Origin of the sequence: Aeromicrobium tamlense, from assembly GCF_013408555.1 — a bacterium.
Lineage (GTDB): Bacteria > Actinomycetota > Actinomycetes > Propionibacteriales > Nocardioidaceae > Aeromicrobium > Aeromicrobium tamlense.
Window position 1 is genome coordinate 2706225 of record NZ_JACBZN010000001.1, and the last position, 18255, is coordinate 2724479.

General features: G+C 72.0%; 20 protein-coding genes. 6 read left to right on the plus strand and 14 right to left on the minus strand.

The genetic code is table 11. The features are described 5' to 3' along the window. Positions 1-82 precede the first annotated feature (82 nt). The 4 genes from BJ975_RS13330 to BJ975_RS13345 form a co-directional block, all read right to left on the minus strand. Positions 83-1576, minus strand: coding sequence for a PTS ascorbate transporter subunit IIC (locus tag BJ975_RS13330; RefSeq protein ID WP_179426709.1), 1494 nt, complete (start codon positions 1574-1576; stop codon positions 83-85). A gap of 34 nt (positions 1577-1610) precedes the next feature. After that, positions 1611-1886 (minus strand): PTS sugar transporter subunit IIB, encoded by a 276-nt coding sequence (locus BJ975_RS13335; protein WP_179426711.1) that lies wholly within the window; start codon positions 1884-1886, stop codon positions 1611-1613. 16 nt (positions 1887-1902) lie between these two features. Further along, a complete protein-coding gene (locus BJ975_RS13340; RefSeq protein ID WP_179426713.1) occupies positions 1903-2355 on the minus strand; it encodes a PTS sugar transporter subunit IIA in 453 nt (150 codons plus the stop codon). A 120-nt stretch (positions 2356-2475) separates the two neighbouring features. Next, positions 2476-3105 carry a class I SAM-dependent methyltransferase gene (locus tag BJ975_RS13345; RefSeq protein WP_179426715.1) on the minus strand — a complete coding sequence of 210 codons (630 nt, stop codon included), beginning with the start codon at positions 3103-3105 and terminating at the stop codon, positions 2476-2478. 79 nt (positions 3106-3184) lie between these two features. On the opposite strand from BJ975_RS13345, the gene BJ975_RS13350 reads away from it, so the two are divergent. From BJ975_RS13350 to BJ975_RS13360, 3 genes are all read left to right on the plus strand, one after another. Beyond that, positions 3185-4831 carry a GDSL-type esterase/lipase family protein gene (locus tag BJ975_RS13350; RefSeq protein WP_179426717.1) on the plus strand — a complete coding sequence of 549 codons (1647 nt, stop codon included), beginning with the start codon at positions 3185-3187 and terminating at the stop codon, positions 4829-4831. A gap of 171 nt (positions 4832-5002) precedes the next feature. Continuing rightward, positions 5003-6475 carry a flavin-containing monooxygenase gene (locus tag BJ975_RS13355; RefSeq protein ID WP_179426719.1) on the plus strand — a complete coding sequence of 491 codons (1473 nt, stop codon included), beginning with the start codon at positions 5003-5005 and terminating at the stop codon, positions 6473-6475. Beyond that, positions 6472-7620, plus strand: coding sequence for a zinc-binding dehydrogenase (locus BJ975_RS13360; RefSeq protein WP_179426721.1), 1149 nt, complete (start codon positions 6472-6474; stop codon positions 7618-7620). The genes BJ975_RS13355 and BJ975_RS13360 overlap by 4 nt, the downstream gene beginning before the upstream one ends. 152 nt (positions 7621-7772) lie before the next feature. On the opposite strand, the gene BJ975_RS13365 is transcribed toward BJ975_RS13360, so the two are convergent. The 9 genes from BJ975_RS13365 to BJ975_RS13405 all read right to left on the minus strand — a co-directional run bounded on the left by BJ975_RS13365 (position 7773) and on the right by BJ975_RS13405 (position 15119). After that, a complete protein-coding gene (locus BJ975_RS13365; RefSeq protein ID WP_179426723.1) occupies positions 7773-8063 on the minus strand; it encodes a hypothetical protein in 291 nt (96 codons plus the stop codon). A gap of 108 nt (positions 8064-8171) precedes the next feature. Further along, positions 8172-9152, minus strand: a complete 981-nt coding sequence (locus BJ975_RS13370; RefSeq protein WP_179426725.1) for a prenyltransferase/squalene oxidase repeat-containing protein — start codon at positions 9150-9152, stop codon at positions 8172-8174. Between the two features lie 103 nt (positions 9153-9255). Beyond that, positions 9256-9969 (minus strand): class I SAM-dependent methyltransferase, encoded by a 714-nt coding sequence (locus BJ975_RS13375; RefSeq protein ID WP_179426727.1) that lies wholly within the window; start codon positions 9967-9969, stop codon positions 9256-9258. Continuing rightward, positions 9956-11203, minus strand: coding sequence for a glycosyltransferase family 4 protein (locus BJ975_RS13380; RefSeq protein WP_179426729.1), 1248 nt, complete (start codon positions 11201-11203; stop codon positions 9956-9958). The genes BJ975_RS13375 and BJ975_RS13380 overlap by 14 nt, the downstream gene beginning before the upstream one ends. A gap of 57 nt (positions 11204-11260) precedes the next feature. Next, positions 11261-11677, minus strand: coding sequence for an OsmC family protein (locus BJ975_RS13385; protein ID WP_179426731.1), 417 nt, complete (start codon positions 11675-11677; stop codon positions 11261-11263). A 44-nt stretch (positions 11678-11721) separates the two neighbouring features. Continuing rightward, the gene (locus BJ975_RS13390) at positions 11722-13203 is read right to left on the minus strand and encodes an FAD-dependent oxidoreductase (protein WP_179426733.1); all 1482 of its coding nucleotides are present in this window, start codon (positions 13201-13203) and stop codon (positions 11722-11724) included. After that, complete coding sequence (locus tag BJ975_RS13395) at positions 13200-14033, minus strand: FAD:protein FMN transferase (protein WP_179426736.1); 834 nt, start codon at positions 14031-14033, stop codon at positions 13200-13202. The genes BJ975_RS13390 and BJ975_RS13395 overlap by 4 nt, the downstream gene beginning before the upstream one ends. 3 nt (positions 14034-14036) lie before the next feature. After that, positions 14037-14516, minus strand: a complete 480-nt coding sequence (locus tag BJ975_RS13400) for an FMN-binding protein (RefSeq protein ID WP_179426738.1) — start codon at positions 14514-14516, stop codon at positions 14037-14039. A 141-nt stretch (positions 14517-14657) separates the two neighbouring features. Beyond that, positions 14658-15119, minus strand: a complete 462-nt coding sequence (locus BJ975_RS13405; RefSeq protein WP_179426741.1) for a VOC family protein — start codon at positions 15117-15119, stop codon at positions 14658-14660. A gap of 67 nt (positions 15120-15186) precedes the next feature. Here BJ975_RS13405 and BJ975_RS13410 point away from each other — a divergent pair, with 67 nt between their 5' ends. The 3 genes from BJ975_RS13410 to BJ975_RS13420 all read left to right on the plus strand — a co-directional run bounded on the left by BJ975_RS13410 (position 15187) and on the right by BJ975_RS13420 (position 17526). Continuing rightward, positions 15187-15525 (plus strand): DUF952 domain-containing protein, encoded by a 339-nt coding sequence (locus BJ975_RS13410; RefSeq protein ID WP_218845933.1) that lies wholly within the window; start codon positions 15187-15189, stop codon positions 15523-15525. Between the two features lie 9 nt (positions 15526-15534). Then, positions 15535-16902 (plus strand): FAD-dependent oxidoreductase, encoded by a 1368-nt coding sequence (locus BJ975_RS13415; RefSeq protein WP_179426745.1) that lies wholly within the window; start codon positions 15535-15537, stop codon positions 16900-16902. A 132-nt stretch (positions 16903-17034) separates the two neighbouring features. Beyond that, positions 17035-17526 (plus strand): SixA phosphatase family protein, encoded by a 492-nt coding sequence (locus BJ975_RS13420; protein ID WP_179426747.1) that lies wholly within the window; start codon positions 17035-17037, stop codon positions 17524-17526. Here BJ975_RS13420 and BJ975_RS13425 read toward each other — a convergent pair. Further along, on the minus strand, positions 17513-18193 hold the full coding sequence (locus tag BJ975_RS13425; RefSeq protein ID WP_179426749.1) for a winged helix-turn-helix transcriptional regulator: 681 nt from the start codon (positions 18191-18193) through the stop codon (positions 17513-17515). The genes BJ975_RS13420 and BJ975_RS13425 overlap by 14 nt on opposite strands. Positions 18194-18255 lie beyond the last annotated feature (62 nt).

Consider the following 18255-nt stretch of genomic DNA (forward strand, 5'->3'; position numbering starts at 1 on the left):
TTGGATCTGCGTCACATCCCGTCCCACGACGCACGACGGCCCGCCCCGGAGCCGGGACGGGCCGTCGTGGAACCGCGTGCAGCTACTCCTTCGCGGGAGTCTGCTTCTCCGCGGCGGCACGCGCCGCGGCGTCCTCCTCCGCGAGGATCTCGTCGCGCTTCGCGCCCGGCGTCCAGCCCGCGTCGACGACCTTGACCTGGTAGACCGAGGCCGCGACGACCAGCGCGATGCCGATCAGGATGCACAGGACGATGCCGATGCCCGGGCCGGCCAGCAGGCTCGAGCCGAGCAGCGTGCCGAACCAGCCGAAGTCCGCGTCGCCGAAGGTGGAGTTCGCGAAGCCGAGCTCGCCGAAGACCTCCAGCAGCAGCGCCGGCAGGATCGTGATGAGCACGCCGTTGACGAAGCCGCCGACGACCGCGCCCTTGCGACCACCCGTGGCGTTGCCGTACACGCCGGCACCACCACCGGTGAAGAAGTGCGGCACCATGCCCGGCAGGATCAGCGCCAGGCCGAACGCCGGCTCCAGCCACACGGCCAGCAGCGCCAGCGTCGCGAGGCCACCGGCGAACGAGGCCAGGAAGCCGATCAGCACGGCGTTGGCGCCGAACGGGAACACGATCGGGATGTCGAGCGCCGGCTTGGCACCGGGGACGACCTTCTCGGCGATGCCCTGGAAGGCGGGGACGAGCTCGCCCAGCACGGTGCGGACACCGTAGAGGATGATCGCGACGCCGACGCCGAACTGCAGCGCCTGGCCGAAGCCGGCCATCACGGCGGCGCCCGCATCGGCGGCGCCGAGGAGCTCCTTGGTGTTGTCCGGGCTCGCGATGAGGCCCCAGACCACGAAGACCTCGTAGATCAGGACCATCGACAGCGCGGTGGCGACCATCGAGTCGCGCAGGAACTTCAGGCCCTGCGGGAAGTTGATCTCCTCGGTGGAGCGGCTGCGCTTGCCCACGGCCTGGCCGGTGGCGCCGGCCGCGATGTAGCCCAGCGTGCCGAAGTGGCCGATCGCCAGCGAGTCGTCGCCGGTGATCTTGCGGGTCCACGGCTGCGCGAGCGCCGGCATGACGACCATGATGACGCCGAGCAGGAACGCGCCCACGAGGACGACGAGCCAGTCGTTCTTGTCGTCGAGGCCCACCGACAGCACGACGGTCAGCATGAGCGACATGAAGACCATGTGGTGGCCGGTGAGGAAGATGTAGCTCAGCGGCGTGAACCGCGCGAGCGCCAGCATCACCAGGAAGCCCAGCGTCAGCACGTACGCGCTCTGCGCGCCGTACTGCTCGGCCGCCATCGCGGTGATGACCTCGTTCGTCGGGATGACGCCCTGGGCCCCGGTGACGTCGAGGATGATCTCGCCCAGCGGGCCGAGCGAGGCGATGACCACGTTCGCGCCGGCACCGAGGATCAGGAAGCCGAGCGCGGCCTTGAGGCCACCGCCGATCACCTGTCCGCTGGAGCGCTTGAGGGCGATGAGGCCGATCGCCGTGATGATGCCGATGAGGTACGCCGGCACGTTGAGGATCTGTTGTCCGATGAAGTCGAGTACGTCGACGAACCAGTCCATGTCGTTCTCCCTTGGTTCCGTTCTTTCAGGCTCGTCAGACGAGCGGAGTCAGCTTCTCGGCGATCTCGCCGACGTCGGTGAAGTTGTTGACGATGACGACCTTGGCCGGCACGTCACCGATCTCGTCGGCCAGGTCGGCCGACGTCAGGACGATGTCGGCGGTGCGTGCGGCACCCTTGGCCGTGCCGATGTCGGCGGCCTCGACGTCGACGTCCTGGTCCTTGCCGAGGGTCCGCAGGACCTTCTCGGCGTTCATCTTGAGCAGCACCGAGGTTCCGATGCCCATACCGCACACGGCGACGATCTTCATGACGATGGTCCTTCGTTCAGGGGGTGGTGGGGGTGAGCAGCTCCAGGACGCGGGCCGGCGAATCGGCCTCGCGGAGCCTGGCGAGCAGGTCGGTGTCGCCCAGGACGGCGGCGAGGGCGGACATCAACCCGAGGTGTCCGTCGTGGTCGAGCGCGGCCAGGGCGACGACGAGCCACACGGGGTCGTTCGTCTGGTGGCCGAACTCGACGGGCTCGGCCAGCTGCAGCCACGCGATGCCCGCGCGGTTGACGGCCGGCGAGGGGCGCGAGTGCGCCAGGGCGATGCCGGGCGCGAGCACGATGTAGGGGCCGAGCTTCTCGACCGTCTGGACCATCTCGTCGGTGTACTCGTCGGTGGTCACGCCGACGGCGGTGAGCAGTGCGCCGGCCTGGCGGACGGCGTCACGCCAGTCGGACGCCTCGGCGCGCACGGCGATCGCGTCTTCGGTGAGCTCGTCGTTGAGTGTCACGGGGCGGCCCCTTTCGTCCCACGGCGGGACGGCTGAGTGGAGCGTAGCGCGCCCCGGGTCTGTTTTGCCTAACCCTAGGCATATGTCGGAGTGTCGCCGCGGCCGACCCCGGACGGCGGATCAGGCCGGGCGTTGCAGCACGCGCAGGCTGTCGGTGTGGCCCACCTCGACGAAGCCGTCGGCCAGCGCCCGCTCGTAGATGTGGAAGGGGGCCTGGCCGCCGTCGGCCGGGTCCGGGAAGACGTCGTGGATGGCCAGCGCGCCGCCGGGACGGACCCACGGCGACCAGCCCGCGTAGTCGGCCTGCGCGGCCTCCTCGGTGTGGCCGCCGTCGATGAAGACGAGGTCGGCGGGCGTGCGCCACCAGGCCGAGATCGTGGCCGAGCGACCCACCATCGGGACGACGACGTCCTCGAGCTGCGCCGCCCAGAGCGTGCGGCGCAGCACGGGGAGGGTGTCGAAGGCGCCCGTCTCGGGATCGACGAGCGAGGCGTCGTGGTACTCCCAGCCGACCTGGTGCTCCTCGGAGCCGCGGTGGTGGTCGATCGTGACGAGCGTGGCGCCGGCCTCGCGCGCGACGTAGCCCAGGTGGACCGTGGACTTGCCGCAGTACGTGCCGATCTCGACGATCACGCCGCCCGGCGTCGCGAAGCGTGCCGCCGCGTCCCGCAGCGCCTGCGCCTCGACCTCGGGGAGGAAGCCGCGGACCTCGTCGGCGATGCGGGACAGTTCCTCGGGAAGCGCGTTCACCCGCCGCACTCTACGACCCTCGCGCGGGAGTGTGACCACAGTGGCAGGAGGGGCTCCAGATCTCGCGTACCATCATCCGGTGACTCGACGCCCCTGGAGCCTGACGGCTGCCGTCGCCGTCGCGGTGTCGGTGCTCGCAGCATCCCCCGCCACGGCCGACGACGCCCCCGTCCCCGACCCCGTCGTCACCACGGCTCCCGCACCCGAGCCGACCACGGCACCCACGACCGCGGTCCCGACGAGCACGCCGACCGTGCCGCAGGGCGACGGCGGAGCGGTCGACGACGGCGGCGAGGTCGCGCTGCCGAACCCCGGTGCCCCCTCCGCGCGCCACGCCCGCGTCCTCGTGTTCGGCGACTCCTTCTCCAGCACGCGGCGCTACAGCGTCAAGGGCACGAAGAGCCGGCCCAAGGCCTGGTGGGCGCACGTCGCCGAGGCCGCCGGCATCCCCGCCAGCGAAGTCATGGTCAGCGCCGAGGGTGGCAGCGGCCTGCTGGCCCGCGGCTTCGGCTCCACGCTCGTGCCGTGCTCGGGCACCACGTTCGGCGACCGGCTGGGCGACCTCGCCGCCACCGATCCCGACGTCGTCATCGTCGAGGTCGGCCGCAACGACGTGCGTCGCTGCCGCGGGGGCGCGCGCGTCGTCGCCACCGCCGCCGAGCGCCGGGCCGCCGCCGAGCGATACTTCGTCGCGCTGGCCCGTGCGGCCGACCGGCAGGGCATCGCCCGCTCGCGGGTCTACGTCATGACGCCGTGGGGCTCGTCCGACGGCGCCGGCAAGGTGGCCACCTCCACGCTCTACGAGGCGCTTGCGAAGGCGCGCGGCTTCACCTGGATCACGCTGCCCTCGCTCGTCCGTCGCGAGACCATCGACGCGATCCACCCGAACGCCGCCGGCGCCACCACGCTCGGTGCGTGGGTGGTGCGCTCGTCCGACCTCGCCACGATGATCGGCTCGCGCGCCGCGCAGCACGCCCCGGTCCCCTCGCACGCGAAGGTGCTGTGCACGGGCGTCAGCGCCTGCCGCGCCGCGAAGACGTCCACCCGCGGCCACGAGAGGGTGACGCGCCGGATCTGGGGCGCGGCCCCCCGCACCTCCACGCACTACGCCGCGTTCCGGCTGAGCCAGGGCGTCCGCTCGGCGCCCGTGCTGACCTCGACCACGCCGCGCACGTGGCGCACCGCCGCCCTGAAGGAGCGCGCCGCCGCCCAGGTCGCGCAGCCGCAGCGGGGCGACATCGCGTGGTGGCTCAGCGCACCTGCGGGCGTCGGAGCCACCTCGCGGGGGCACCTCGCCGTCGTCGAGAGTGTCGCGCACAACAACTCCTGGGTCGTCGTCACCGAGCTGACGAGCCGGGGCACGTTCCGCTCGGTCCGGTACGCCGGCACCTCCTACCCGCGCGCGTTCCTGCGGTTCACGCGCACCGACGGCGGCCCGCGCGGCCTCGTCACCGGCCTGAGCGCGAAGAAGGGCCTGCTGGCCGTGCGCGGTCGCGCGGTGGACACCGACGCGGAGACCAAGGGCGTGCGGATCCGGGTGCACGTCACCCAGGGCAGCCGCTCCTGGACCCGCACCGCCACCCGCACGAGGCTCGGCTTCTACCACCGCTTCTCGCTGCCGGGCCTCAAGCGCGGCACCGCGACGGTCAAGGTGCGGGCGCTCGACGCCCCCGGCACCCGCGGCTCCGACCGCACGCTGCGCACCGCCCGCCTCACCGTGCGCTGACGCCGCCGCCGAGGCTGGCGCGCCGAGCGGCGCCAACCAGGGTCGCGAGTGGCGCGATGGCGCCCGCCACTCGGCGAGTGGCGGCGTTTCTGCGCCCCTCGCGGAGGGGGCGCGGGGACGGGTCTGCCGGAGGTGCTCCCGCAGTGGCGTGACGCAGGCCACAATCGGTCCATGACCACGCAACGCGACGTCGACGTCCTCATCGTCGGAGCCGGCCTCTCCGGCATCAACATGGCCTACCGGATCCAGCAGGCGTGTCCCGACCTGACCTACGCGATCGTCGAGCGACGCGAGCGGATCGGCGGCACGTGGGACCTGTTCCGCTACCCGGGCGTGCGCTCCGACTCGGACTTCTTCACCCTCGCGTTCCCGTTCCGGCCGTGGCGCGGCAAGGACGCGATCGTCGACGGCGACCAGATCCTGGAGTACCTCGAGGACACGGCCCGCGAGGCCGGGATCGACCGCCACATCTCGTTCGGCCGACGCGTCGAGGCGGCCGACTGGTCGTCCGCCGACGCGCGCTGGACCGTGCAGGCCGAGGGCCCCGACGGCGCCGAGGAGTGGTCGGCGCGGTTCCTCGTCGCGTGCACCGGCTACTACGACTACGACCAGCCGTACGACCCCGGGTTCGCCGGCGTCGACGACTTCGAGGGCACCCTCGTGCACCCGCAGTTCTGGCCTGAGGACCTCGACCACACCGGCCGGCGGGTCGTCGTGATCGGCAGCGGCGCCACCGCCGTGACGATCGTGCCCGCCATGGCCGAGACCGCCGAGCACGTGACGATGCTCCAGCGCACGCCGAGCTACCTGCTGGCCCAGCCGAAGGGCGACCCGATCGCCGACGTCGTCCGCAAGGTGGCGCCGCCGACCGTGGCCCACCACGTGGTCCGCACGAAGAACATGCTGCTCCAGTGGGCGCTCTTCCAGGCCTGCCAGCGCGCGCCGAAGGCGATGCGGTCGCTGCTGCTCAAGGGCGTCGCGCACGGCACCGGCTCGGAGGAGATCGCGCAGCAGCACTTCAACCCGCCGTACGACCCGTGGGACCAGCGCCTGTGCGTCACGCCGCAGGGCGACATCTTCGCGGCGATCAAGGCCGGCAAGGCCTCGGTCGCCACGGCACGCATCGACCGCTTCGTGCCCGAGGGCGTCCGGCTCGAGGACGGCACCGTGCTGCCGGCCGACATCGTCGTCACCGCGACGGGCCTGTCGATCAAGATCCTCGGCGGCGCGCGCATCACGGTCGACGGCGAGCTCCGCGACCCCTCGGACTCCTTCGCCTACTACGGCGCGATGCTGACGGGACTGCCCAACCTGGCCTTCTGCGTCGGCTACATCAACCTGTCGTGGACGATGCGCTCTGACATGACGTCGCGACTCGTGGCGAAGGTGCTGCGCCGGCTGGTCGACTCCGGGTCCACGTCGGTCGTGCCGGAGTTCGCGGGCACGGGCGCGTCCACGCCGCTCATGGACATGCAGTCCGGCTACCTGCAGCGTGGCGCCCACCTCATGCCGCGCGCGGCCGCCTCGTACCCGTGGTCGTTCAAGCAGAACTTCCTCGTCGACTCGTGGTCGACGAACCGGGCCGACCTCGACGACGGCCTCGTGTGGACGACCGCGGCCGACCGGGCGGAGGTCGGGGCGTGAAGGCGGTCAGCGTCCACGAGGGCGAGCTGTCCGTCGTCGACCTGCCGACCCCCGAGCCCAGACCTGGCCAGGTCCTCGTCGCGGTCACGCGCTCGGGCATCTGCGGCTCGGACCTGCACGCCCGCATGCACGCCGACGCGAGCGCCGACGTCGCGGCCGAGGTCGACTACGACCGCTTCATGCGGCGCGCCGACCACGTGGTGATGGGGCACGAGTTCACCGGCACGGTCGCCGCGTACGGGCCGAAGTGCCGCAGGCGATGGCCCGTGGGGACGCCTGTCGTGGCCCTGCCGGTCCTGCAGCGCGAGGGGCAGGTCGACATGACGGGCCTGTCCGAGCGCGCGCCCGGCGGCTACGCCGAGTACGTGCTGGCCCAGGAGGCGATGACGTTCGAGGTGCCGTCGCACGCCGACCCCGACCACGTCGCGATGACCGAGCCGCTCGCGGTGGCGCACCACGCGGTGAACCGCAGCGAGATCGGTCGCAAGGAGGTCGCGCTGGTCGTGGGCTGCGGTCCGATCGGGCTCGCCGTGATCCTCATGCTGAAGGCGGCCGGCGTGCGCACGGTGGTCGCGAGCGACTACTCGGCGGGCCGGCGCGCGCTCGCCGAGCGGTGCGGCGCCGACGTCGTGGTCGACCCGGCGGTCCGGTCGCCGTGGGACGCGTACAAGCGCCCGGCCACGCACCTGACCTCCGCGCCCGACTACTTCGGGCAGGGCATCGACGCGATGCGGATGCTGCGGCGCGTGCGCTGGGTGCCGTGGAAGCGCGTCATGCGACTCGCCGAGCGGGCGGGCCAGACGCCGCGAGGGCCGGTGGTGTTCGAGTGCGTCGGCGTCCCGGGGATCATCGAGGACCTCGTCACGCATGCGCCGATCCGGTCGCGGATCATCGTCGTGGGCGTGTGCATGGAGCCCGACACGTTCCGCCCGACGATGGCGGTCAACAAGGAGCTCGACCTGCGATTCGTGTTCTGCTACCAGCCGCACGAGTTCCACGAGACGCTCGAGATGATCGCCGACGGCCGCGTCGACCCCAGTCCCCTGCACACCGGCACCGTCGGCCTCGACGGCGTGGCCCAGGCCTTCGACGACCTCGCCGGCGCCGAGCACCACGCGAAGATCCTCATCGACCCGCGGCGCTGACGGTTCCCCCGGTGACCTGGGTCTGCCCTCACTGACCGGGGATCGCAATCCCCGGTCAGTGACAGTTTCCCCGGTTAAGTGGGTTTTCTGTCACTTAACGAGGTTTGCAAACCCCGTGAAGTGACAGTTTCCCCGCTTAACCGGGGAAACTGTCACGCTCGCCGACGCCGTAGCCACTCCAGCACCGACCCCTCGAGGAGGCACACCGCGAGCAGGCAGACCAGCAGGATCTCGAGGAGGCGGGAAGCGTCGAGGAAGCCCGCGCTGACGACGCCCAGAGCCACCGCGGCTCTCACGACGTGGAACCACCGAGTGAGCGCGTCGTCGTCGGGGCCGGGCAGCAGGCACGACCCGAGGACCACGGCCATCACCGCGATAGCCCACACGGGATGGCCGCGCGCCGCCAGGACCATGGCCACGACACAGAGGACGACTTGCGCCACGGTGAGAGCCCACTGAAGCGCGGCCGTTCGGACGCTCGCGCTGATCTCCACCATCCACGAAGGATCGCAGCGCGATCGTCCGCTGTCAGGCCGTTCGACGGACTGGCGTCAGCGGCCCATGAACCCGGCGGCGGGCGTGGCGCCGGTCAGGGCGTCGTGGGCGAGCAGGGCGGTGCCGGCGGTCCACGTGGACTGCTCGACGGGCCAGCGCTTGCCGTCGTTGTAGACCAGGCCGGTCCACCAGGCGCCGTCGGGATCGCGCAGGTGGCCGATGTCGGCGTAGAGACTCTCGGCCGCGGCGGTGCGGCCGGCGCGCACGAGGGCGAGCACGAGCTCGAGGGTCTCGCCGCCGGTGACCCACGGGTTCACGGTGACGCAGCGCGTGCCGAAGCCGGGGACGACGAACTCGTCCCACCGCTCGTCGAGGCGAGCGGCCGCGGCCTCGCCGTCGAGCACGCCCGTCATCACCGGGTAGTACCAGTCCATCGAGAAGCGAGGCTTGGGCGTGAACAGCTCGGGACGATCGACGAGAGCCGCCGCGATCCCGTCGGCCGCGTGCCGCCAGTGCGGGCGCGGGTGGCCCCACGTCTCGGCGAGACGGGCGGCGCACCGCAGGCTGAACACGATGCTCGAGTTGCCGGTGACGAGGCACTCGCCGGCGACCTTGCCGTCGACGCCGCGGGCCCACGCGACGGGACCGTTCCCCACCTGGAGCTCGAGCACGACGTCGACCGCGCGCTCCAGCATCGGCAGGAAGCGGCTCGCGTCGACGCCCAGCAGTTCGAGGTGGAACAGGCCGGTGGCGACGTAGGCGCAGTAGTTGGCGTCGGTCTCGGGCTCCTCGACGCCGTCGTCGTCGGCGCCCGGCCAGTACTTGCGGCCCCACGAGCCGTCGGGCCGCTGCGCATGGCGGAGCCAGTCGTAGGCCGCGACGGCCTCGTCGACGAACCCGGCGGTGGCCAGGCCCATCGCGGCCTGCACGTGGTCCCACGGGTCGAGGTGACCGCCGTCGAACCACGGGATCGCCCCGGTGCTCAGCTGGACCGACGCGATCCACTTGCCCGTCTGGTGGGCCTCGGTGGGCGTCACCGCGCGCGCCTCGCTCCACTTCTGGAACGGGGTGCACCGTTCTGAGGCGCGAAAGCGTTCAACCCGTTCCACAAGTGGGGAGGGGGCGAGGACGCGGGCTGCATCAGAAGGGCTTCTGGAAGTACAGGGCCACGCTCTTGCCGAGCACGGGGTTGAGGGCCTTCTCGGCCCAGCGGGTGGTGCGGGGGGCCTTCATCATGTCCCACACCAGCAGCTGGTGGTAGCCGCGCACGAGGGGGTGCTGGTCGCGCTCGACGCCGACGGCGCACTTGATCCACCAGTACGGCGAGTGCAGCGCGTGGGCGTGGTGCTGGTGCGTGAACCGCAGGCCCGTGGCCTCCAGCTTCGCGCGCAGCTCGTCGGCCTTGTAGATGCGGATGTGGCCGCCCTCGTTCGCGTGGTACTCGTCCGAGAGCCTCCAGCAGACCGCCTCGGGCATCCATCGCGGCACCGTGACGGCCAGGACGCCGCCGGGCGCGAGGATGCGCTCGAGCTCGCTGATCGCCTGCACGTCCTCGGGCACGTGCTCGAGGATCTCCGAGGCGAGCACGACGTCGAACGTGCCGTCCTCGTAGGGCATGTCGAGGATCGTGCCGACCTGCACCTCGCCGCTGCCGCCCGGCGGGACCTCGCCCTCGAGCGCCATCGCGCCGAACATGTCCTCGACGCCCTTGAGCTCGACCTCGTCGAGGTCGAACGCGGTGACGTGCGCACCCCGGCGCAGGGCCTCGTAGGAGTGGCGGCCGGCGCCGGCGCCCACGTCGATGAAGCGCGTGCCGCGGCCCACCCGGAGGCGGTCGAAGTCAACGGTCAGCATGGGGATTCCTTCCGTCCCGGAGTGCAGCGCGGTGATCGGCGATCACCTTCTCATAGGCCTGCGTGGTGGCGCGGGCGACGGCGAGCCAGCTGAAGCGCTCGATCGCGCGGCTGCGGGCGACGCCGGACAGCCGGGCGCGCTCGACGGGGTCGTCGAGCAGGCGACCCACCTCGGTGACGAGCGCGTCGACGTCGCCGGGCGGCACGAGCACGCCGGCGTCGCCGACGACCTCGGGCAGCGCGCCCGCGGCACTGGCCACGAGCGGCGTGCCGCACGACATCGCCTCGACGGCGGGCAGGCTGAAGCCCTCGTACAGCGACGGGACGACCATGACCTCGGCGGACGAGATCAGCGCGGCGAGCTCCTCGTCGGAGATGCCGCTGTGCACCGTGACGATGCCGGCGAGGTCGCCGTGGTGGATGCGCTGGTGCGCGGCGCCCTCGGGGTCGAGGTTCGAGACCAGCTGCACGTCGATCTCACGATCGGTGGCCAGCTTCGCGGCGGCGTCCATGAAGTGCGCGAGGCCCTTGAGCGGCGAGTCGGCGCTGGCGACCACGACGATGCGGCCGGGCACGCGGGACTCCGGCGGGCTGAAGAGGTCGGTGTCGACGCCGAGCGGGACCACGGTCATCTGGTCGGGGTCGAGGCGGAAGTCGGTGACGGTGTCGCCCGCCGAGGCCGTGGAGACGCCGAGGATCGTGCGGATCCGCCGCGCCACGAAGGCCTGCATGCGCACGAAGGCGTACCAGCGCCGCGTCGTCACCTGCTTGCGCAGCGGCGCGGCCGCGATGTCGAGCGCGCGGTCGCGGCTGATCGGGTGGTGGATCGTGGCCAGGAACGGCTGGCGCTTGTTGATCGAGAGCAGCCCGTAGCCGAGCGACTGGTTGTCGTGCACGACGTCGAAGCCCGAGAGGTCGAGGCGGCGCGCGCGGAGGCTGAACGTCAGCGGCTCGGGGAACGCGGCGGTGACCATCTGCAGGTACTCCAGCACGTCGATCCAGTCGCGGAACTCGCGCAGCCGCGGCGTGCGGAACGGGTCGTCGTCGCGGTAGAGGTCGAGACTCGGCACCTTCTCGAGGCGGACGTCCGGGTGCAGGTCCTCGGGGTACGGCTGGCCCGAGAAGATCGTGACCTCGTGCCCGAGCTCGGCCAGTCCGGTGCTGAGGTTGCGGACGTAGACGCCCTGCCCACCGCTGTGCTGCTTGCTGCGGTACGACAACAGTGCAATCCGCACGCGGCCTCCTCGGGTACTCGTCGGTAACCCATTGTGCCGGGTCACACGCGAGTCGGCTCAGGGGGCGCTGATCTGCACGCTGCTCAGCTCGACGTCGCGACCGGCGCGGAGCGTGCCGTGCACCTCGGCGAGCAGGTCGGTCTCGCGCACGAGGTCGGCCACGAGGCCCGCGTCGGCGGCGGACTGCACGTGCACACGGTAGGTGAGGTCGGAGGCGGGCTCGCCGCGCTCGCCGAACTCGGACTCGACGACCACCTGGACCGCGCCGATGTCGACGCCGCGGCGGACGGCCTCGCGGTGGAGGTCGTTGAGGAAGCAGGTCGCGAGCGCGGCGGCCAGCAGCTCACCGCCGTTGACGGCCGAGCCGGGCCCGTCCTCGCGGGCGGGCAGGTCGAGCGTCGTGGTGCGGTCGTCGGTCCGGACCGTCACCTCGTGGCGCCCCGGCTCGTGGTGCACGGTGGCGGAGATCCTCATCCCTCGATCGTGCGCCCGGCTCCGGCGCGATCGCAACCCCCGACTCAGTACCCCAGGAAGTGGTCGCGGCGCAGCCGGCGGACGCGGCGGCGCAGGCCGCGCGAGACCTCGTCGACGAAGTCCGGGCGGCCCGAGACGAGCGCCGTGCGCTGGTCGAGGTCGGGGACGAGTCGCGCGATCGTGTCGCCGTCGACCTCCTCCACGGGGAGGCGGAGGACCTTCGCGTCCGACGCCTCGAGCTCGGTGGTGTAGGGCTGCGCGGCGCGCTCGCCCACCACGACCACGACGTCGCGTCCGCGGTGCGCGGCCAGCTGGCTGAGGAACGGAGTGACGCCGATCCCCGCGCCGACCAGCAGCACGGGCCCCTTCGCCGGCCAGACGAAGTCGCCGTGGACGGCCGTGACGCGGAAGTGGTCGCCGGGCTCGGACGCGGCGAGGGCGCGCTTGTAGGAGGAGCCGGGCTCGGGATGCCGCGTCGCGAGAACGACCTCGCGCCCGGGCGCCGAGACGACGCTGAACATGCGCCGGCGGCCGCGGGTGTCGATGCGCGCGTGCGGCACGTCGAGCTCGACGTACTGGCCGGGCACGAACCGCAGCGGGCGGTCGGCGTCGAAGACGTACTCGACGACGTCGTCGCCCAGCCGGCGCTGCTCCCGCAGGACGAGCGTGCGCGAGCCCTGGCGCAGCGCGAACGCGACGAGGCCGGTGACCACGAGGGCGAGCTCGTAGGTGCTCGTGAACGGCTCGGTCGTCCAGGGCTCGCCGAACAGGCGCGACGTCAGCAGCGGCCACGTGAACGCGACGCCCGCGAGCGCCGCGACGCCCAGCTGCTGGGCTCGCCGCGGGGGCAGCGTCAGGGGCTCGCTCAGCATGAAGCCGCCGAAGAAGACGATGGGCGTGGAGTAGAGGGTGAAGCGCAACGCCTCGGTGAGCTCGGCGCCGACGCCCAGCTGCCACCACACCGTGACGGCGATCGCGACCAGCGCGAACACGGCACCGAGGGCCAGCCGGCGGGTGCGGTAGAGCACCAGCAGCGCGCCGACGAGGACGAACCAGAACAGCGACTCGCTCGCGACCCACCAGCCGGTGAACGGGATCGGCCAGTCGGTGACCCAGCCGAGCAGCACCGACAGCACGACGCCGGCCGCGGCCGGGTTCACGAGGTGACGACCGCGCCACGCGATGAGGTACTTCGAGATCTGCGCGAGCGCCGCGACGAGCGCCAGCCAGGCCAGCTGCTCGCCGTGGGTGGTGGGCCAGTAGAGGAACCACAGGATCAGCGCGGTGACGATCGAGGACTCGAGGTGCGGACGCGCACCGATGAGCCGGCCCACCACGTAGTTCACGACCACCGACGTCGCCACCATCACGGCGAGCGTCAGCAGCAGCGCGTCCACCGGGAAGATGTCGGAGTCGAGCACGCCGAGCGCGGACTGGACCACCGCCACGACGACCAGCGCGAGCAGCACCAGGGTGACGAGTCGGTACATCGTGAACCGACCGAGCTGGCGATCCAGGAACGTCATGTGAACACCTCTCCGGGCAGCTCACGGGCCACCAGCCGCCGATTCCGGTCCAAGGATGCCCACCAATGACCGGTCTCGGGAAGGGTCGGGCTGAAGAACGCCGCGGTGGCGAGACCGTCGGCCCAGCCGGCGTCGGGCCCGCCGGCCCACGCCGCCACGACGTCGCGCGTCGGACGGCCCGAGCGGGCGTCGAGGACGTGGTGCAGGTCGGCCGACCAGCGGCGCCGGTTGCTGGCCGAGCCGCAGATCCCCTCGCCGTCGGGGACCTCGACGACGGCGACGGCCAGCGTGGGGTCGTCGGGATCCTCGAGCGCGACGCGCAGGACGTCGCCCGAGCGGTTCACGAGGTCGCCGCTGGCGTCGACGACGCACGGCTGGTCGATCATCGCGGCGACCTCGCCGGCGAGCCAGCCCTTGCCGACCGCGCCGATGTCGAGGACCACCGGGCCGGGCACGCGCAGCACGCTGCCGCTCAGCTCGCAGTCCGCCCACGACGGCACGCGCACGGGGTCGCCGGAGGGGGTCAGGGTGTAGCCGGGGCCGTAGCCCAGCTGCTCGAGGGCGCCGCCGACGAGCGGGCTCACGGCACCGTCGGTCAGCGCGAAGAGACGGTCGTAGAGGGCCAGGATCGCGGGGGCGTCGGGCCCGAGGTCGACCTCACGCTCAGTGCGCAGCGCACTCACGGCGGAGTCGGCGCGGAACCGCGACCACGTCCGATCGAACGAGTCGATGCGGTCCGTGATCGCGGTTCGCAGCCCGGGGGCGATCGGGTCGGGGGTCCCGATCGACCACGCGGTTCCGATGGCGTCGAGACGCCAGTCGGAGCTCATGGGTCAGGCCTGGGCCTGGCTGATGATCTGGTCGATGGCGTCGTTGAAGCCGCCGCTGGTCAGGGAGGAGCCGGACACCTTGTCGACGTCGAGCTCGGTGATCTTGCGGCCCTCGACCTGGGCGTCGATGCCGCTCTCGAACTTCTTCTGGAACTGCTCGGAGTTGCCGCCCTCGGCCTGGCCGTCGGCGTCGAGCGAGGTGATCGTGCCGTCGGCCGCGAGCTCGACCTCGACCTCGATCTTCTGGGTCTGGCCGTCGGGGGTGGTGTAGCTGCCGGTGGCCTCGTACTCGCCGGCGGTGAAGGCGCCGGTGGCGCCGGAGTCGGAGGCGGCGGGCTCGGACGGCGCCGCGGACGTGGCGGAGGGGGTCTTGCTGGAGGACGCGTCGTTCTCGGCGGCGTCGCTGTCACCGCACGCGGCGAGCGTGAGGAGGGCGGTCGAGGCGGCGAGGGCGGCGTAGGCGCGGCGCTTCGTCGGGGTCATGAGGCTCCTGGGGTCGGGGCACGATGTGGTTTCTCGTTCAACCGTCGTGCCAACAACCTAGGCGAACGCCGCGTGAGAATCGACCTCGGGACCGCCTCCCGGACAGACGCACAGGAGGTTCTCAGGTGGGCGAGGCGGAGCTCAGTCGAGGCAGAACTCGTTGCCCTCGGGATCGCGCATCACGATGAAGCCCGACTCCATCGGCGGCGCCGGCTCGAACCGCCGCACGCGCTCGGCCCCGAGCGCGACGAGCCGCTCGCAGGCCTGCTCGAGCGCGGCCATCCGCTCGTCGCCCTCGAGACCCGGTGCGGCGCGGACGTCGAGGTGGACGCGGTTCTTGGCCACCTTGTCCTCGGGCACCTGCTGGAAGAAGACGCGCGGGCCCCTGCCCTGCGGGTCCTCGATCGCGGCCTTGGAGCGGCGCAGCGCTGGCGGCACGCCGACCCGCTCGAGGAAGTCGTCCCACGCCGCCCACGGGTCGTCGCCGGGGCCGAGCTGGGCGTCGGGCGGGCCCGGCACCTCGTAGCCGAGGACGGCCGCCCAGAAGTCGGCCAGGGCCGGTGGATCGTGCGCGTCGAACGTGACCTGGACGTCGAGGCTCATGGGATCGCTCCGTTCTCGTGGGGACCGCACCGCCATCATGCACCCGCCGACCGACGAGAATCGACGGGTGACGAGCGATCGCCTGTTCCACCTCGTGTCCGAGTCCGTGTGGCGCGAGGTCGGTGACGCGTACGCCCCGGCCTCGCTGGGGACCGAGGGCTTCGTGCACCTCTCCACCGCCGAGCAGGTCGCCGGGACCGCGGCGCTGTTCTTCGCCGGGGTCGAGGACCTCCTGGTGCTGCGGATCGAGGTACCGGCCGGCGACCCGCTGCTGCGCTGGGAGGCCGCCGAGGGACCGCGCGGCACCGAGGACTTCCCCCACTATCACGGGCCGATCCCGAGGTCCTGGGTCGTGCGCCGGTCCAGATGGCGGTCGGGTGCCGAGGCGTTGGGGCGCGAGTCTTAGGCTTGCCTCATGACTGTGGACAGGAAGGTGCGCGTCGCCGTCGTCGGCGCCGGCCCCGCTGGCGTGTACGCGGCCGACATCCTCACCAAGACCGAGGACCTCGACGTCACCGTCGACATCCTCGACCGCGACCCCACCCCGTTCGGCCTGATCCGCTACGGCGTCGCCCCCGATCACCCGCGGATCAAGGAGATCATCAAGGCGCTCAAGCGCGTGATGGCCAACGAGGACATCCGCTTCTTCGGCAACGTCAACTTCGGCACCGACATCAAGCTCGAGGACCTCAAGGGCTTCTACGACGCCGTCGTGTTCGCCACCGGCGCGCGCCGCGACCGCGAGCTGAACCTGCCGGGCATCGACCTCGACGGCTCGTACGGCGCGGCCGACTTCGTCTACTGGTACGACGGCCACCCCGACGCGCCCCGCGAGTGGGACTTCCAGCCCCACGCCAAGGAGGTCGCCGTCCTCGGCGTCGGCAACGTGGGCCTCGACGTCGCCCGCATCCTGGCCAAGACCGCCGACGAGCTGCTCGTCACCGAGATCCCCGACAACGTCTACGAGGGCCTCAAGAACAACGCCACCACCGACGTGCACGTGTTCGCGCGCCGCGGCCCGGCCCAGGTGAAGTTCACCCCGATGGAGCTGCGCGAGCTGTCGCACTCCCCCACGATCGACGTCATCGTGCACCCCGAGGGCTACGAGTTCGACCACGGCTCCATGGAGGCGCTCGCCGCCGCCAAGAGCCAGAAGCTCGTCGTCAAGGTGCTCGGCGACTACCTGGCCAAGGAGCCGTCGGGCGCGCCCCACCGGATCCACATCCACTTCTGCCAGAACCCCGTCGAGATCCTCGGCGAGGACGGGCGCGTGGTGGGCCTGCGCACCGAGATCACCGAGCTCGACGGCACCGGCAACGTCCGCGGCACCGGCGAGTTCAAGGACTGGCCCGTCCAGGCCGTCTACCGCGCGATCGGCTACTACTCCGACAACCTGCCGGGCCTGCCGTTCGACGCCAACGCGGGCGTCCTGCCCAACGACGGCGGCCACGTGCTCGACATCGACGGCTCGCCGATCGAGGGCGTCTACGCCACCGGCTGGATCAAGCGCGGCCCGGTCGGCCTGATCGGCCACACCAAGTCCGACGCGGCCCAGACGATCAAGATGCTCGTCGAGGACCTGCCGAGCCTGCCGGCCCCGGAGTTCGCCGAGCGCGAGGCCTTCGACCGTCACCTCGACAGCCGCGGCATCGAGTACACGACGTGGGAGGGCTGGGAGAAGCTGGACGCCCACGAGGAGAGCCTCGGCGCCTCCGACACCCACCCGCGCGAGCGCAAGAAGGTCGTCCCGCGCGACGAGATGGTCGGCATCGCCCGCGCCTGACTCCGCGCCTCCGGCGCGCCAGATGTGTAGCGGTATCCACCCTTTCTCGGTCGAATCGGCCGAAAAACGGTGGACACCGCTACACATCTCGCGTCCGGGACCGGACGGCCCGAGGCTGCCTAGACTCGAGCCATGAGCCGACTGCTGCTGATGCGCCACGGCAAGGCCGCGTTCCCGGACGGGGTCGAGGACTTCGAGCGGCCGCTCGCCGATCGCGGACGGCGCGAGGCCGCGCTCGCCGGTGACTGGATCCGCGAGCACGTGGGCTCGGTCGACGCCGTGATCTGCTCGACCGCCATCCGCACGCGCGAGACCCTCGCCGCCACGGGCCTCGAGGCGCCGACGACCTTCCTCGACTCGATCTACGAGGGCTGGACCGGGAGCCTGCTGGAGGCGGTCCAGTCGGTCGAGGCGTCGGCCGACACCGTGCTGCTCGTCGGCCACGCCCCGGGCACCCCCGGCCTGGCCGCCCGGCTCGCGAGCGAGGAGTCCGACCCCGCCGTCGTGAACGAGGTCCGCGCGGGCTTCCCGACCTCGGCCATCGCCGTCCTCGACGTCGCCCGCCCGTGGGCCCAGCTGGACGTCGGCACCGCCACGCTGCTCGAGGTCGTCATCCCGCGCTGACCGCGGCCTGCGCCGCCAGCGCGTCGGCCAGCATCGACCGGCCGAACCAGTCGGGCACGTCCCGGCGGACGTCGCGCGGCGCCTCGATCTCGACCTGCCGTGCGCGCATCGCCCGCTCCCACGAGACGTCGCCGCGCCACACGTGCGTGAGCGTGCGCAAGGTGGCGCGCACCGTGGCCGTCACCTCGAAGCCCGGGTCGTAGTCGCACGCGTCGACTTGGCCGCCCGCGACCACGAGCCACCACCGGCGCGCCCGCTGCAGGTCGGTGAACTCCACCGCCACGCACGTGCGTCCCGGCGGCCACGACGCGGTCGGCACGGTGCGCCGCACGTCCCACATCAGCAGGTGCGGGTCGAGGTCCTCGTCGCCGAAGTCCTCGATCCAGCGCAGTCCCCAGACGCCCAGGCTCATCACGGCGGTGTGCAGGTCGCGACCGCACTCGGTCAGCCGGTAGTGGCCGTCCTCGTGGTCGACGATCCCGTGCCGCTCGAGAGCCTGGAGCCGCTTGGACAGCAGCGCCGGCGACATCCGCGGCACGCCGCGCCGGAGCTCGTTGAACCGCGTGCTGCCGAGCAGGAGCTCGCGGACGATCAGGACCGTCCACCGCTCGTCGAGGATCTCCATCGCCTTCGCGAGTGGACAGAACTGGCCGTAGGACGTCGCCATGGGTCACCCCTTCGTCCCGCCCATCGTGCGCCTGCGCCACGCCGCCGCGCCACCGTCCGATC